Below are 14,353 nucleotides of genomic sequence, written 5' to 3' on the forward strand. Positions count from 1 at the left end.
CCGAGCGGTTTGCTTCCTCAGGCAGCCTCTCCTGCTCCGCTCGGCTGCGCCACTTGGGGGACGCCGTTCAGGTGCCCCTTACGGGGCGCTCAGCCGCAGCAGTCCGGGTCCAGGCCCGTCGGCAGGTGTTCGCCGCCGAAGATCGCGCACGTGGCCTCGTGCCCGCCCAGCGCCGCCACCGCGAGCAGCAGGGAGCCCGCCGTCCACGTGGTGAGTTCGCGGGGCCAGATCGCGTCGTCCTCGTAGACGTAGCCCGTCCAGTACAGGCCGCTGTCCGGATCGCGCAGGTGCTGGATGGACTGGAGGATCTCCAGCGCGCGGTCCGACTCGCCCACCGCCCACAGGGCCAGGGCGAGTTCGCTGGACTCGCCGCCGGTCACCCAGGGGTTGGGGACCACGCAGCGCACGCCGACGTCCGGTACGACGAACCGGTCCCAGGACTGCGCGATCCGGGCCTTGGCCTCCTCGCCGGTCAGGGCGCCGCCGAGGACCGGGTAGTACCAGTCCATCGAGTAGCGGTCCTTGTCGAGGAAGCGCTCCGGGTGGCGGCGGATCGCGTGGCGCAGTGCGCCGGCCGCCAACTCCCAGTCCGGCTGCGGCTCTTCACGCTGGTCGGCGATCGCGAGCGCGCAGCGCAGGGCATGGTGGATCGAGGAACTGCCGGTGAGCAGGGCGTCCGCGGTGGGCGTGCCGTCGTCGTCGCGGCGCCAGCCTATCTGGCCGCCGGGGCGCTGGAGCCGCAGCACCCACTCGACAGCGGCGTAGACGCACGGCCACATGCGGTCCAGGAACGTGTCGTCGCCGGTGGACAGGTAGTGGTGCCAGACGCCGACGGCTATGTAGGCGACGAAGTTCGACTCGCGGCCGCGGTCGGTGACGTCGTCGTGGGCGCCGTCGGCGTAGGCGGCGTACCAGGAGCCGTCCTCGTTCTGATGCCGGGCCAGCCAGCCGTACGCCCGCTCGGCGGCCGCGTGCTCGCCGGCCGCGTCCAGGGCCATCGCGGCCTCGGTGTGGTCCCAGGGGTCCAGGTGGTGCCCGCGGAACCACGGGATCGCGCCGTCCTCCCGCTGCACGGCGAGGATGCCGCGAACGGTCGCGGCGGCCTGCTCGGCGGTGAGGACCCCGGGCAGGACGAGGTGTTCTGTCCGGGGGGTGGTCACCGGGCGGCCGCCTCGTCGGACAGGCGAGGCAGGTGCGGCTTGGTCGCGTAGACCACGAAGCTCTTGCCGATCAGCGGGTTGAGCGCCTGCTCGGCGACCCGGGTGGCGAGCGGTTTCTTCATGATGTCCCAGACCAGCAGCTTGTGGTACGCCCGCACCGGCAGCGCCTTGTCGTTGTCGACGCCGAACGCGCACTTCAGCCACCAGTACGGCGAGTGCAGGGCGTGCGCGTGGTGGCTGCCGTACGGCCTGAGGCCGGCCTCGCGGACCCTGGCCACCAGTTCGTCGGCCTTGTAGATGCGGATGTGGCCGCCCTCGACCTCGTGGTAGGCGTCGGACAGCGTCCAGCAGACCTTCTCGGGGCCGTAGCGCGGCACGGTGATCGCGATGCGGCCGCCCGGCCTGAGCACGCGCACCATCTCCGCCAGTACGCCCTTGTCGTCGGGGATGTGCTCCATCACCTCGGAGATGATGACGACGTCGAAGGACTCGTCGGGGAAGGGCAGGGCCAGCGCGTCGCCTTCCATCGCCGTGGCGGTGGCGCCCTCGGGGGCCTCGCCGGCCTCCTTCATCGCCGCGAACCACTTGGCGACCTCGCGGATCTCCTCGCCGTTCTGGTCCAGGGCCACGACCTGGGCGCCGCGCCGGTAACACTCGAAGGCGTGCCGGCCGGCCCCGCAGCCGAGGTCCAGGACACGGTCGCCGGGGGCGAGCGGGAACCGGGAGAAGTCGACGGTCAGCACGTGGCCCTGCTTTCGGTGTAGACGCCTGTTGCGGCCGCGGGGCGGCCCTCGGTCTGCTCGGTGTGCGGCGCGCGGCGCGGGCCGCCGCTACGGGCGATGGCCTCGCGGTAGCGGGCCACGGTGCCCTCGGCCGCCCGGGCCCAGGTGAAGTGCGCGAGCACCCGCTCCCGCCCGGCCCGGCCGAGCCGGGCACGCAGTTCCGGGTCGCCGAGCAGTCGTACGAGCCCGGCGGCGAGCGCGCCCGGGTCGCCGGGCGGTACGGCCAGACAGGTCTCGCCGTCGCGGCCCGCGACCTCGGGGATGGCGCCGCCGGTCGTGGCGACCAGCGGGGTGCCGGTGGCCATGGCCTCGGCGGCGGGCAGCGAGAAGCCCTCGTAGAGCGAGGGCACGCAGGCGACCTCGGCGGAGCGGATCAGGTCGACGAGTTCGGCGTCGGAGATGCCCTTGACGAACTCGACGGCGCCGGTGAGGCCGTAGCGCTCGATCGCCGCCGCGACCGGCCCTTCCTCGGGGCGCTTGCCGACGACGACGAGATGGGCGGCCGGGTGCTCGGTGCGCACCTTGGCCAACGCCTCCACGAGGAACACCAGGCCTTTCAGCGGCACGTCGGCGCTGGAGGTGGTGACGATCCGGCCCGGCACCTCGGCCACGGCCGGATTCGGCGAGAAGAGGTCGGTGTCGGCGCCGATGTGGACGACGTGTATGCGGTCGTCGCGCACTCCGAGGTGGTCGACGATCTCCTGCCGGGAGGTGCCGGAGACGGTGAGGACCGAGGGCAGCCGGCGGGCGACGCGCTTCTGCATCCGGGTGAAGCCGTACCAGCGGCGCACCGAGTACCGCCGCTGCCAGCCCTCGGCGGCGTCCAGCTCCAACTGCCGGTCGACGGTGATGGGATGGTGGATCGTGGTGACCAGGGGCGCGCCGATGTCGCCCAGCAGCCCGTATCCGAGCGTCTGGTTGTCGTGCACGACGTCGAACTCGCCGCTGCGGGCCAGCAGATGACGGCGGGCGCGCAGGGAGAAGGTCAGCGGCTCGGGGAAGCCGCCGGTCCACATCGTCGCGACTTCCAGGGCGTCGACCCAGTCCCGGTACTCGTCCCGTTTGGGGGTCCGGAAGGGGTCGGGCTGGCGGTACAGATCGAGGCTCGGCAGCTCGGTGAGGGTGAGTCCGGGATACCCCTCGTCGAGGACGGGGTACGGCTGCGAGCCGATGACCTCGACGCGGTGTCCGAGGCGGGCCAGCTCACGCGAGAGATGCCGTACGTAGACACCCTGGCCGCCGCAGAACGGGTTCCCTTTGTAGGTGAGGAGCGCGATGTCGAGCGGTCGCTCTCCCCCGCTCTCGGCTGCGCTCGAGCGGGAGGGGCCCCCACCAGCAGCGGGGTCCTGGTCGGCGCCCGCCACCCGGGCCTCAGCGGTCACTCCGTGCCCCCTTCTGCCTGCGCTGTCCCGCGAGACTACGCCGGGACGCTAATCTAGAACAAGTTTCAGACTTGATCGTTCAAGAAGCTCTGAATCTACCGGCAGGTAGGGGTGCTGTGAGCAGTGGATCAGGTGATTCACGCCACGGCGGGCCGCCCTGCCATGCTGTCTGATCACGTGCCCTACAGACGCCCTCACCGACTGTCACGGAACGGGACCCATGCCTGCGGAATTGCCTGCGGAAGCCAAGGCGGAAGCCACCACGGTCCGGCCCTCGTCGCCTCCCTCGTCTCCGCTCACCGAGCGGCAGGAGGCCCGCCGCCGCAGGATCCTGCACGCGAGCGCCCAGCTGGCCAGCCGGGGCGGTTTCGACGCCGTACAGATGCGTGAGGTGGCGGAGTCCTCCCAGGTCGCATTGGGCACGCTCTACCGCTACTTCCCCTCCAAGGTCCACCTGCTGGTCGCGACGATGCAGGACCAGCTGGAACACATGCACGGCACCCTGCGCAAGAAGCCTCCGGCGGGCGAGACGTCGGCCGAGCGCGTCGCCGAGACCCTGATGCGCGCCTTCCGCGCCCTGCAGCGCGAGCCGCACCTGGCCGACGCGATGGTCCGCGCCCTGACCTTCGCCGACCGCAGCGTCTCCCCGGAGGTCGACCAGGTCTCCCGCCAGACGACGGTGATCATCCTGGACGCGATGGGCCTGGAACGCCCCACCCCCGAGCAGCTCTCCGCGGTCCGCGTCATCGAGCACACCTGGCACTCGGCCCTCATCACCTGGCTCTCCGGCCGCGCCTCCATCGCCCAGGTGAAGATCGACATCGAGACGGTGTGCCGCCTGATCGACCTGACGGAGCCGGACGACCGCGCCTGACCGGTGCCGCACGGCCCGCACCGGGGCAGCGGGGCGCCCGTGATCGGGGGCCGGCATCCGGGCTCCCCGCCCCGAACCTCCGGTCGCGGTGGCGCCGGCCGCGGTGGCCCGCCCACACCGCACGCTTCGAGGCCGACCCGGCGTGCAGCCGGGGACGGCGGCCCGGGTGGCGACGGCTCCGGCCGGCAGCAGGGCCGACCCGCGGCACCCGGTCGGGCAGGGCGAAGCGGGACTCCCGGTGCGGTACGGCGGCCGGTCACGCGCCGGGCCCGGCCAGATCGGTACGGCCGGGCGCGGACGGGCACGCCGACAGGTTCGTCCGCTCGGGCAGGGCTCGCCGCTCAGGCAGGCCGCACGGGCGCGCCCCGCGCAGGCACGCCCGGCAGGACGGCCGCGGCGAGACGGGCCCGGTCCCGCGCAGCGCGGCAGCGGCAGCGGCAGCGGCAGCGGCAGCGGCAGCGGCAGCGGCAGCGGCAGCGGCAGCGGCAGCGGCAGCGGCAGCGGCAGCGGCAGCGGCAGCGAGGAGGCCGATCCGCGTGGGAAGGCGGCCCCGTTCGGCACCGGGCGCATCGGGCCGCGGGCGCGCGCGACGAGTCGGCCGTAGCGCGCCGGCGGTGGGCCGGGGCGATCCGGGTGCCCTGTGTACGGTCGCCGGGCGGGAGTCGGGGCCGGTCCGGGTGGCGCCCGGTGCCGGCGCCACCCGCTCCCCCGCGCCTCCGGCCCGCCTCCTCCCCCTACTCCTCCGGCGGAAACACCGCCTCCCCGCTCTCCAGCAGCGTGATCAGGATCGCCTCCACCGGGCAGCTCTCGGCCGCCTTCAGGATCGGTTCGTTCGCGTCCGTGTCCGGGTCCGTCGGGTGGGACTGGCGGGCGGAGTCGAGGCGGAAGGCGGTCGGGGCGTGGTGGAGGCACTGGGCCGAGCCGATGCACACCGACCGGTCGACCTCGATGTGCCAGCGGTCGCCCATGGTCTACGCCCCCGCCGGGAGGTGGATCATCTTGTGCTCCAGGTACTCGCCGTACCCCTCCGGGCCGAACTCCCGCCCCAGACCGGAGTTCTTGTAGCCGCCGAACGGGCCGAGCATGTCCAGGCTGAAGGTGTTGACCGAGTAGGTGCCGGTGCGGACCTGGCGGGCGATGTCGATGCCGTGCTCGACGTCGGACGTCCACACGCTGCCGGACAGGCCGTAGTCGGAGTCGTTGGCGATCTTCACGGCCTCGGTCTCGTCGCCGTACGGGAGCAGGCAGATCACCGGGCCGAAGATCTCCTCGCGGGCGATCCGCATGGAGTTGTGGACGTCGCCGAAGAGGGTCGGCTCGACGTACCAGCCCTGGTCCAGACCCGCCGGACGGCCCCCGCCGGTGAGGATCTTGGCGCCCTCCTCCTGGCCGATCCGGATGTAGTCGAGGTTGCGCTGCTGCTGACGGCGGGCGACCAGCGGGCCGACCTGGGTCGCCGGGTCCAGCGGATCGCCGACCGTGAGCGCGCTCGCGGCCTGGGCGAGGGCGTCGGCGAACTCGTCGTAGCGGGCGCGCGGGACGAGGATGCGGGTCTGGGCCACACAGGCCTGCCCGTTGTTCATCCAGGCCGCCGGCACGATCCCGGACACCGCCGTCCGCACGTCCGCGTCCGGCAGGACGACCGCCGCCGACTTGCCGCCCAGTTCCAGCGTGACCCGGGTGAGGTTGCGGGCGGCGACCTCCATCACGCGCTTGCCGGCCGCGACCGAGCCGGTGAAGGAGACCTTGTCGACGCCGGGGTGCCCGACCAGGTACTCGCTGACCTCGCGGTCGGCGGGGAGGATGGAGAGCACGCCCTCGGGGAGGCCTGCCTCACGCGCGATCTCGCCGAGGAGGTACGCGTCGAGCGGGGACTCCGGGGACGGCTTCAGTACGACCGTGCAGCCGGCCAGCAGTGCGGGCGCGAGCTTGGCGGCGGCCACGAACTGCGGGACGTTCCAGGGGACCACGGCCGCGACGACGCCGACCGGCTCGCGCCTGACGAGGATCGGGCCGAGCACGCCGTCGCGGCGCTCCTCGTACGTGTAGCCCTGTGCCACCTTGATCGCCGCGTCCCACACCATCATCGCGCCGAGCGCCTGGGCGAGGACGCTCCAGGAGTAAGGGGAGCCGTTCTCCGAGGAGATCACCCGCGCGATCTCCTCGTGCCGGGCGGCGATGCCGTCCTTGATGCGGGTGACGACCTCGATCCGCTCCGCCTGCGTCGCTCGCGGCCAGGGCCCTTCGTCGAAGGCGCGGCGCGCCACGGCCACCGCCCGGTCGACGTCCGCCCGGGAGGCGTGCGGCACGCGGCCGATGACCTGCTCGGTGTGCGGCGAGATCACCTCGATGACGTCCTTGCCCACGGGGTCGGTCAACTCCCCGCCGATGAACAGCTGTCCGTGTTCCACGAGCTCGGTCATGGCCGCACCCTTTCTGACACTGTTTCAGAACTGATACCAGTTCTAGTTATCGGGGGCAATGGGTCGCCATGGCGGACGCGACGCCCCCCGCACATCTATCTGACGTTCCATCAGTTCCCGTTATAGTGGGCCCCGGCCGCAGGGTGGAGGGGCGGAGGGCGGAGGGGTGGAGGGCCTGATGGTGACTGTGTCCGACCACGGCGGGGGCGTGCGGTCCGTTCGTGTGCCCATCCCTGACAATCCCCTGGGCCACACCCTGGTGTATGTCGTGGACACCGGCCGGGGGCCCGTCCTCGTCGACACCGGGTGGGACGATCCCGGGTCCTGGGACACGCTCGTGGCGGGGCTGGCGGCCTGCGGTGCGGCGGTGGGTGACGTGTACGGCGTCGTCGTCACGCACCATCACCCGGACCACCACGGACTGTCGGCGCGGGTGCGTGAGGCCTCCGGGGCCTGGGTGGCGCTGCACGCGGCCGACGCCGCGATCGTGCGCCGGGCACGCGAGACGCGGCCCGAGCGGTGGTTCACGTACATGGCGGCCAAGCTGACGGCGGCCGGGGCGCCCGAGGAGCACGTGGCCCCGCTGCGCGTCGCGCGCCGCCGGCGCACCCTGCCCGGCCTCTCCCCCGCCCTCCCGGACCGGGAGATCGTCCCCGGTGAACTCCTCGATCTGCCCGGGCGGCGACTGCGCGCCATCTGGACGCCGGGACACACCCCCGGGCATGTGTGCCTGCACCTGGAGGAGGAGCATCCGGCCCAACTGGCCGGTCAGGGAAGGCTGTTCAGCGGAGACCATCTGCTGCCGGAGATCACCCCGCACATCGGTCTGTACGAGGATCCCGACAACGCGACCGTCACCGACCCCCTCGGCGACTACCTCGACTCGCTGGAGCGGATCGGGCGGCTCACGCCCGCCGAGGTCCTCCCCGCCCACCAGCACACCTTCACCGACGCACCCGGCCGCGTACGGGAGTTGCTGGCCCACCACGAGGAACGGCTCGTCGGTCTGCTGGCCCTCCTCGCCGAGCCGCTCACCCCCTGGCAGCTCGCCGAGCGGATGGAGTGGAACCGTCCGTGGGGGGACATTCCCCACGGTTCGCGGAACATCGCCGTCTCCGAGGCCGAGGCCCATCTGCGGCGGCTCGTGAAGCAGGGCCGGGCGGAGCCGGTGGCGGGCAGCGAGCCGGTGGTGTACGTGGCGGTGTAGAGGGTTCGCCCCGTACGCGGCGCGGCTGCTACACCCCTCCCATGAACCCCGTCGAGCAACTCCTCGCCCAGCACGCCTGCGAGCGGGTCGTCCTGCACTTCGTCCACCGCCTCGACCTCGGTGAACCAGCCACCGTGGCCTAGCTGTTCACCGAGGACGGCGTCTGGGAGTGGCCCCCGTCGGGAGACGGGCGCCGGGTGCGGGGGCGTCAGGCGCTGCGGGAGCACTTCGGTTCCCGTCCCGCCGACCGGCTGTCCCGCCGGTTCATGTCCAACGTCCTCGTCACCCTGACCGGCCCGGACACCGCCGACGCCGTCTCGTACTTCTCGACGTACCGCGTCGACGGGTACGAGGGTGGCATGGCGCCGGCGGGCCCGCCCGTCCAGGTCGGCCACTACGAGGATTCCCTGCGCCGGGTCGACGGGCGGTGGCTGCTGGCCCACCGGGTGCTGCATCTCCCCTTCGCCGGGCCGACTCCCCGGGCGACGATGGTCAGTTGAGACCCACCGCCTCCCGTTCCGCCCTGCTCAGGGGCGGTCCGGGCAGCGGGCCCTTGCGGGGGCCGACGGCGATGTTCCAGAGCATGTCGGGGGCGAACAGCCGGGTCGCCGGGGCCTTCAGACTCATCACGTCCAGCAGGCCGCGCAGGGCCCGCGGGTTCTCCGAGCCCGCGGCCACGGCCTGGTCGACGTATGCACTGAGCAGCCGTTCGACGAGGGTGGGCGGGTTGGGCGCGGCGCCGGGGTAGGAGGCGTCCTGGCCCACCGCGAGGTTCCAGGCGTTGCCGACCGGGCGGGCGACGGCGCGCTGGACGCGGCGGGCGGTGCCGGGGGCGGCGGGGCCGTACCGGTCGAGGACCCGGCCGAGGACGATCGCGCTCTGCCCGGCGACGGACAGGCCGTGCCCGTAGACCGGGTTGTAGCCGGCGACGGCGTCGCCGAGGACGGCGAAGCCCTCCGGCCAGGTCGCGGACTTCTCGTAGTAGCGGCGGCGGTTGGCGGTGCTGCGCGTGGTCACCGGGTCGGTCAGCGGCTTCGCCCGGGCCAGGAGCCGGCCGATGATCGGGTCCTTCAGGCCGGTGAGCGCGAAGTGCTCGAAGGCGTCCGGGTCGGCGGTCGGCCGGCCGCCCCGGGTGCCGGAGAGCGTGACGAGCCAGCGGTCGCCCTCGATCGGTACGACGACCCCGCCGCGGCCCGGTGCGTCGCGCGGGTCCGCCTGGACGTTGATCACCGGGTAGCGCCGGCCGAGCGTGCCCTCGGGGGCCGCGTAGAGGCGGCTGGCGTAGGCGACCCCCGCGTCGACCACGCGCTCCTCGAACGGGCCGTGGCCCAGTTCCCGCAGCCATGCGGACGCCTGCGAGCCGCGCCCGCTCGCGTCGATGACCAGGTCGGCCTCCAGCACCGTCTCCCCGTCGCCGGGGCCGTCGGGCACGCGGACGCCGGTGACGCGGTCGCGGTGGCCGGTCAGGCCCGCCGCCCGGGTGCCGTCCAGCAGGGTGATCCGGGACCGGGCGAGGACGTTCGCGCGGACCACCGCGTCCAGCAGGTCCCGGCTGCACACGATCAGCTGGTGCCGGGAGTCGGTGAACCGCCGGAACCACTGCCCGGAGGGCGCCTTGCTGACCAGGTCGGTCATCACGTCCATGAGCCCGGCGCCCTGGCCGGTCAGCTCTCCGGTGACGCCCGGCAGCAGCTCCTCCAGCGCGGCCACCCCGCTGGACCACAGCAGATGGGCGTGGCGGGCCTGGGGCAGGCCCTTGCGGGGCGCGGGGCCCGCCGGCAGCCGGTCGGCCTCCACGACGATCACCTCGTCGAAGCGGGTGGCGAGGACGGACGCGGCGAGCATGCCGGCCGTGCTGCCGCCGATGACGACCGCTCTGCGGCGGACGGCGGCGGGTGTGTCAGGCATGTGCGGTGAGACCTTCCGTGGCGGCCGCCTGCCGGCGGAACCTGTCGATGGCCGGTGCATGACAGCGCAGCGCGTACGCGATGGTCTCCAGCTCGCTGTCGGAGACGTCACCGGCCGCACCGGACTGCCCCGCCGCGGGCGGTTCGCCCCCGCCGGCCGGACCGTGCAGCACGTCGGCCGCGATCAGGATGTCCACCGCCCCGGCGATGCCCCGCGCCTCGGTGTCCGGGTGGCCCGCCGCCACGGCCGCCGTACGGACCCGCTCGCGCCGGGCCGCGCTGAGGTGCGGGGCCAGTCTGAGCAGGCCGTCGTTGACGGCGGCCCGGCGCAGTTCGAGGCGGAGGGCGGCGCCGCTGACCCGGCCGGTCGCGGGGGCCGCAGCCGCGGTGACCGTCACCATGGTCTGCCACAGCGGCCGCAGCCGTCGGTGGGTGCGCACCAGCCGCCTGCGCTCCTCGACCACCGGCCCGGCCTGCGCGACGATGAAGCCCACGGCGACCAGGCCCGCCTCGGCGATGGCGAACGGCGGGGCGACGTACGTCGACAGCCAGTCCCAGTCGCGGCCGCTCCACCGGGCGCCGATCGCGGCGAGCTTGGAGACGTCGAAGACGAGCCCGAGGGCGTAGGCGACCTGGAGGAAGATCACGCCCCGGCGCAGCCAGGTCTCCTCCAGCTCCTTGTACCACGCCCACAGCATGCCGGCCGCGACCAGCGCGGACACCAGGTGCGCGACCAGGTACAGCATCCCGAACTCGCGCATCCAGGGCGTGTTGGCGTAGTAGGTGTCGAGGTCGCGCAGCCGCTCCACGTGGTGGTCACCGAGCAGGAACGTCGTCCACAGGCCCGCGATGATGGCCGTGTACGCCACCCACACCAGCCGGGTGCGCCGGCGACGGGCGGCGGACGGGGGCTCGCGCCAGGTGATGATGAGCCACAGGCAGGCGCCGCAGTAGGCGGTGAGCAGCGAATAGACCCACACGCCCGCGAAGTTGGGGATGCCGGTGACCTGGTTGATGCGGTGCAGGTTGGCCGGCGGCAGCGAGGCGAAGACGATCGCGCCGATGCCGAGCAGCAGCGCGGTGGCCCGCAGGATGGGGTCCTGCCAGGCGCGGCGCAGCAGTGGCAGTTTGATCACGAACGCCACGGCGAGCAGCGCGCCCGGGACCGCGTAGGCGGCGAAGGTGCCGGAGATGTCCCAGCGCATCAAGGTCCGCCGATGTTGCCCAGCGAGGACGACAGCCGGCCGGTGAGGGTGTCCTGGGTGGTCCGGCCGGCGGCCGCGCCGGGCCCGACGACCTTGGAGAACTTCGCGGCGAGGCGCAGCCCGCACTCCTCGGCCTCCCACTCGGCCGCGGCCGCTGCCGCCGCGGCGGCCGGCGAGCGGGTGGCCATGGCGACCACCTGGCCCCAGGGGATCTCCTCGTCGTCGGCGCGGTCCCCGACGTCCGCGTCCGCGGAGTGGCGGGACAGCAGCCGGCGGGCCGCGGCGGGCGGCCCGGCCGGATAGTGCACGTCGAGCGTGCCGTAGTGGATGTGGCCGATCTCGTGCCCGGCGATGACGAACTTGTGCGGGTCGGGGGCGCGGTTCTCGACCACGACGATGTACTGCTCGTCCATCGCGAGCGTGACTCCGGAGACGTCCAGCCCGGGCGGGAAGGTGACGAACTTCAGCCGGACCGGGCGGTCCAGCTCCGGGCTGAGCGTGGCGCACAGCGCGTGCAGGAAGGCCTCGGCCCCGGTCGGCGCGGTGAGGGTGCGGACGGTGTCGCGCACCAGCCGGTCGAGGAAGCGCTTCGGCGACTTGGCGGGCTTGGCGGACTGGGCCGGCTTGGGGGGCTTCGGGGACTTCACCGGCCGGTGTCCCCCGCCCCTTGCGACGCCCGCTCCGAGGAGATGATCATCTCGGCCAGGTCGGCGAGCGTGGCGAGCTGGTGGGCGTTCATCTGCGGGGCCCGTGCCGCGAGCCGGACCAGTCCGCTCTCGCGCAGCCGCAACAGCGGGTCCGCCTCGGCCTCCAGCCCTTGCAGCACCGGCTGCAACGCCTCGTGCAGCGCCTCCGGCTCGTCGGCCGTGAAGAAGCCGGCCGGCAGTCCGAAGAACCGGCGCAGCCGGTCGGTGTGCTCCAGGCTCGGCATCCCGCTCTTGCGCCACTCGCTCAGCCATTGCCGGCTGGTGCCGGCGATCCTGGCCAGCTCGTCCAGCGAGTACCGCTTTCCGTCGGGCCGGCGCCTGGTCTCCCGTATGAAGTCCAGGCGCTGGCGCACCCGTTGGGCCAGACCGGCCTCGGGCGCCCGTCCACCGCGGAGCAGTTCGACGACGACGCCGACGGGGATGCCGGTGCGATGGGAGAGGCCTGCCACGTCGACGGCCTCCGGCAGCCGGCCGGGCCGGCCGGTCAACTCTCCCAGCCGGGCCAGGACACCGGCCAGCGAGGTGTAGGTGTCACTCACCGAGGCCCCCCTGAGTGTGTGTCGTCCGTTCGGTGACGGGACGGACGCGAGGCTACCCGGTCGTCCGGTCGCCGACCAGACGTGACAACGCTCCCTGCCCAATGAGGCAGGAATAGTTGACAGTTGAGGGTGCGTCGGGTGAGGATCACGACACAGAGAGCGAACTTTCGAAACCCACCCCGGGTGCCGCCTATGGGGGAGCGGCACCCGGGGTGTCTCTCTGTCCCGCCCGACCCGCGAAGGTGATGCGCCGATGCCGCAGCCCGTCCTTCTGCTCGGGGCCGGCCCGGCCGCGTACGGGTTGCCGCTGGAGCGGATCGCCGAGGTCCGCCCCGTGATCCTGGTCGACACCGCCGTGCCCGGCTGGGCGCGGCCCTTCCTGTCCGGCCATCTCGGGGCCGACCCGGAGCGGGAGGCGGAGACGGCCGAGCGGGTCGCGCGGTACGCGGACCGGCAGCGGATCGCGGGCGTGCTGACCTGGACCAGGGAGCACCTGCCCGGCGCCGCGCGGATCACCCGGCATCTGGGCCTGCCGGGCCTGCCCTACGAGACGGCCGCGGTCTGCGCCGACCCGGTGGCGTTACGGGACCTGCTCGTCCGGCACCGGGTGGTACCGGAGGGGCCCGAGGACGCCGAGGGGTCACCGGTGTCCGCCGAGACGGTCGTCCTGGACGACGAGGTCCGCATCGCCGCGCTCACCCGCACGACGCCGGGTGCGCCGGGGCGCTCACCGCTGCGGCACTCGGTCCACGCGCACGACGGGTTGCTGCACAACCGGTTCCTGCGGCAGATGGTGGAACGGGCGGTCCGGGCGCTGGGTCTCACCCACACCGTCGCGCATGTGGATCTCCGGCTGACCGGTCGGGGGCCGCGGGTGACCGGGGTCGCGCCGTATCTGCCGGGTGACCTGATCCCCTGGCTGGTGGAGCGGGCGACCGGGGTGGATCTGGCGGAGGTGGCGCTGGGGATGGCGTGCGGGACGGCGGTGGACCTGACGCCTACGCGGCAGCGGGCCGCGGCGGTTCGCTTCGCGGATTCGGCGGATGCCGGCAGTGCACGTTCGCGGAGGATGTACTGGGGGGTGGAGGGAGACGATGTGGCGGCGTGCGACCGGGCGCTCGGGGAAGCGGCGGCGTAGCGGATTCGCCGTGGGGCTGCGGTCGCGTTCGGACTGCGGGTGCGTCGCGGTTGCTCGCGCCCACGCGGCGGAGCCGCATATCCCTACAGCCCCGCTCCGCTAAGGGAGTTGTCCCACAGCTCGTATCAAGTGCTCGGCGTCTCCGATGAGTTCCACCTCCCTGGACGTCATCGTCGGGTTCGCCGCCCTCCTGCGCCGCGCCTGCGACAGGGCCTGCTCCGTCAGCTCCGACGGGTCGCACAGCAGGGACCTGAGCATCGTGTGTGCCGGTGCGGCGAGCGGGGTGCCGGCCACGGCGACCTGGGCCAGGATCAGTGCGGACATCGCCCAGTCCAGGGCCGGCGGGCCGGACTCGGTGTTGGACCAGTCGATGACCCGGGGACCGGACGGGGTGAGCATCACGTTGTCGGGGTGGAGGTCGAGGTGGAGGACGCGGGAGTGCGGGTCGCCCGGGTCACGGCCCGGTACCGCGTGCAGGCGCCGCAGCAGGGAGGCGAGCAGGGTGCCCGCCTCCTCGGCGCCGGTCCGGCCCTCGGCGAGGGCGCTCAGCAGGGTCGGTCCGGACAGGCGCTCCATGATCAGGTCGGTGGGTGAGGCAGTGGGCCGGACCCGGGGTACCGGGTAGCCGTGCTGTCGTACGTACGTCATCACCGCGCCCTCGGCGGCCGCGTCGCCCCAGCCGTCCCGGTCCCGGCGCAGCACCCACGCCTCGTCGATCTCGTACACGTCGGCCGAGCGGCCCGAGCCGAGCAGTCTCCCCGTTGTCGTCATGGGCGTGACCCTAGTCACCGGCACCCTGTGCCCACAGCCACTCCTCGGCCCGCGCAGGGCTGCCGGTAAAGTAGCGGCGTCGTCATCACACCCGTACAGGGGGAAGCCGGTGCAATTCCGGCGCTGACCCTCCCCCCAGCTCTCGACTTCGCTCGAGCTGGGGGACCCCCATCCGTGAGCCGTCGCGACGACGGTGAGCCGGATCGCCCCGGACGGAACGTTGACCGGCTCACGTGCGCCGGCGGCCCGCCGCGCACC

General features: G+C 73.3%; 14 protein-coding genes and 1 pseudogene. 5 read left to right on the top strand and 10 right to left on the bottom strand.

Going from position 1 to position 14,353, the window contains the following annotated elements:
* Positions 1 to 89: 89 nt before the first annotated feature.
* Genes ADK64_RS01735 through ADK64_RS01745 form a run of 3 tightly spaced genes read right to left on the bottom strand, consistent with a single transcriptional unit; the run spans position 90 to position 3,324 of the window.
* The gene (locus tag ADK64_RS01735) at positions 90 to 1,160 is read right to left on the bottom strand and encodes a prenyltransferase (protein ID WP_053654158.1); all 1,071 of its coding nucleotides are present in this window, start codon (positions 1,158 to 1,160) and stop codon (positions 90 to 92) included.
* Positions 1,157 to 1,903, bottom strand: coding sequence for a class I SAM-dependent methyltransferase (locus ADK64_RS01740; protein ID WP_053654159.1), 747 nt, complete (start codon positions 1,901 to 1,903; stop codon positions 1,157 to 1,159). Before ADK64_RS01740 ends, ADK64_RS01735 begins: the two co-directional genes overlap by 4 nt.
* Positions 1,897 to 3,324, bottom strand: coding sequence for a glycosyltransferase family 4 protein (locus ADK64_RS01745; RefSeq protein WP_053654161.1), 1,428 nt, complete (start codon positions 3,322 to 3,324; stop codon positions 1,897 to 1,899). The genes ADK64_RS01740 and ADK64_RS01745 overlap by 7 nt, the downstream gene beginning before the upstream one ends.
* Before the next feature lie 220 nt (positions 3,325 to 3,544).
* Between ADK64_RS01745 and ADK64_RS01750 the strand changes: the two genes are divergently transcribed.
* Together ADK64_RS01750 and ADK64_RS46510 are read left to right on the top strand one after the other, a co-directional pair.
* Positions 3,545 to 4,198: a TetR family transcriptional regulator gene (locus ADK64_RS01750; protein WP_053654164.1), complete on the top strand. Its 654-nt coding sequence runs from the start codon at positions 3,545 to 3,547 to the stop codon at positions 4,196 to 4,198.
* A gap of 142 nt (positions 4,199 to 4,340) precedes the next feature.
* Positions 4,341 to 4,802 (top strand): hypothetical protein, encoded by a 462-nt coding sequence (locus tag ADK64_RS46510; protein WP_199829453.1) that lies wholly within the window; start codon positions 4,341 to 4,343, stop codon positions 4,800 to 4,802.
* Between the two features lie 130 nt (positions 4,803 to 4,932).
* Here ADK64_RS46510 and ADK64_RS01755 read toward each other — a convergent pair whose 3' ends face one another.
* Together ADK64_RS01755 and ADK64_RS01760 are read right to left on the bottom strand one after the other, a co-directional pair.
* Positions 4,933 to 5,166, bottom strand: coding sequence for a ferredoxin (locus tag ADK64_RS01755; protein WP_053654165.1), 234 nt, complete (start codon positions 5,164 to 5,166; stop codon positions 4,933 to 4,935).
* 3 nt (positions 5,167 to 5,169) lie between these two features.
* Positions 5,170 to 6,621, bottom strand: a complete 1,452-nt coding sequence (locus tag ADK64_RS01760) for an aldehyde dehydrogenase (RefSeq protein WP_053654168.1) — start codon at positions 6,619 to 6,621, stop codon at positions 5,170 to 5,172.
* A 178-nt stretch (positions 6,622 to 6,799) separates the two neighbouring features.
* Here ADK64_RS01760 and ADK64_RS01765 point away from each other — a divergent pair, with 178 nt between their 5' ends.
* Positions 6,800 to 7,828, top strand: a complete 1,029-nt coding sequence (locus tag ADK64_RS01765; protein WP_053654412.1) for an MBL fold metallo-hydrolase — start codon at positions 6,800 to 6,802, stop codon at positions 7,826 to 7,828.
* Between the two features lie 41 nt (positions 7,829 to 7,869).
* A pseudogene (locus ADK64_RS01770) lies at positions 7,870 to 8,328 on the top strand (nuclear transport factor 2 family protein).
* Here ADK64_RS01770 and ADK64_RS01775 read toward each other — a convergent pair.
* Genes ADK64_RS01775 through ADK64_RS01790 form a run of 4 tightly spaced genes read right to left on the bottom strand, consistent with a single transcriptional unit; the run spans position 8,321 to position 12,186 of the window.
* Positions 8,321 to 9,736: an FAD-dependent oxidoreductase gene (locus ADK64_RS01775; protein ID WP_053654170.1), complete on the bottom strand. Its 1,416-nt coding sequence runs from the start codon at positions 9,734 to 9,736 to the stop codon at positions 8,321 to 8,323. The pseudogene ADK64_RS01770 and the gene ADK64_RS01775 sit on opposite strands and share 8 nt — an antisense overlap.
* Positions 9,729 to 10,940, bottom strand: a complete 1,212-nt coding sequence (locus ADK64_RS01780; protein WP_053654172.1) for an MAB_1171c family putative transporter — start codon at positions 10,938 to 10,940, stop codon at positions 9,729 to 9,731. Before ADK64_RS01780 ends, ADK64_RS01775 begins: the two co-directional genes overlap by 8 nt.
* Positions 10,940 to 11,587, bottom strand: coding sequence for a hypothetical protein (locus tag ADK64_RS01785; protein WP_234384426.1), 648 nt, complete (start codon positions 11,585 to 11,587; stop codon positions 10,940 to 10,942). The genes ADK64_RS01780 and ADK64_RS01785 overlap by 1 nt, the downstream gene beginning before the upstream one ends.
* The gene (locus ADK64_RS01790; protein WP_053654174.1) at positions 11,584 to 12,186 is read right to left on the bottom strand and encodes a helix-turn-helix domain-containing protein; all 603 of its coding nucleotides are present in this window, start codon (positions 12,184 to 12,186) and stop codon (positions 11,584 to 11,586) included. The genes ADK64_RS01785 and ADK64_RS01790 overlap by 4 nt, the downstream gene beginning before the upstream one ends.
* Positions 12,187 to 12,439: 253 nt before the next feature.
* On the opposite strand from ADK64_RS01790, the gene ADK64_RS44695 reads away from it, so the two are divergent.
* Positions 12,440 to 13,324, top strand: a complete 885-nt coding sequence (locus ADK64_RS44695) for a hypothetical protein (RefSeq protein WP_053654176.1) — start codon at positions 12,440 to 12,442, stop codon at positions 13,322 to 13,324.
* Between the two features lie 99 nt (positions 13,325 to 13,423).
* Here ADK64_RS44695 and ADK64_RS01800 read toward each other — a convergent pair whose 3' ends face one another.
* Entirely contained in the window at positions 13,424 to 14,095 is a 672-nt protein-coding gene (locus ADK64_RS01800; protein ID WP_053654179.1) for a phosphotransferase family protein, read from the bottom strand.
* Positions 14,096 to 14,353 lie beyond the last annotated feature (258 nt).

This window comes from Streptomyces sp. MMG1121 (assembly GCF_001280015.1).
Classification (GTDB): Bacteria; Actinomycetota; Actinomycetes; order Streptomycetales; family Streptomycetaceae; genus Streptomyces.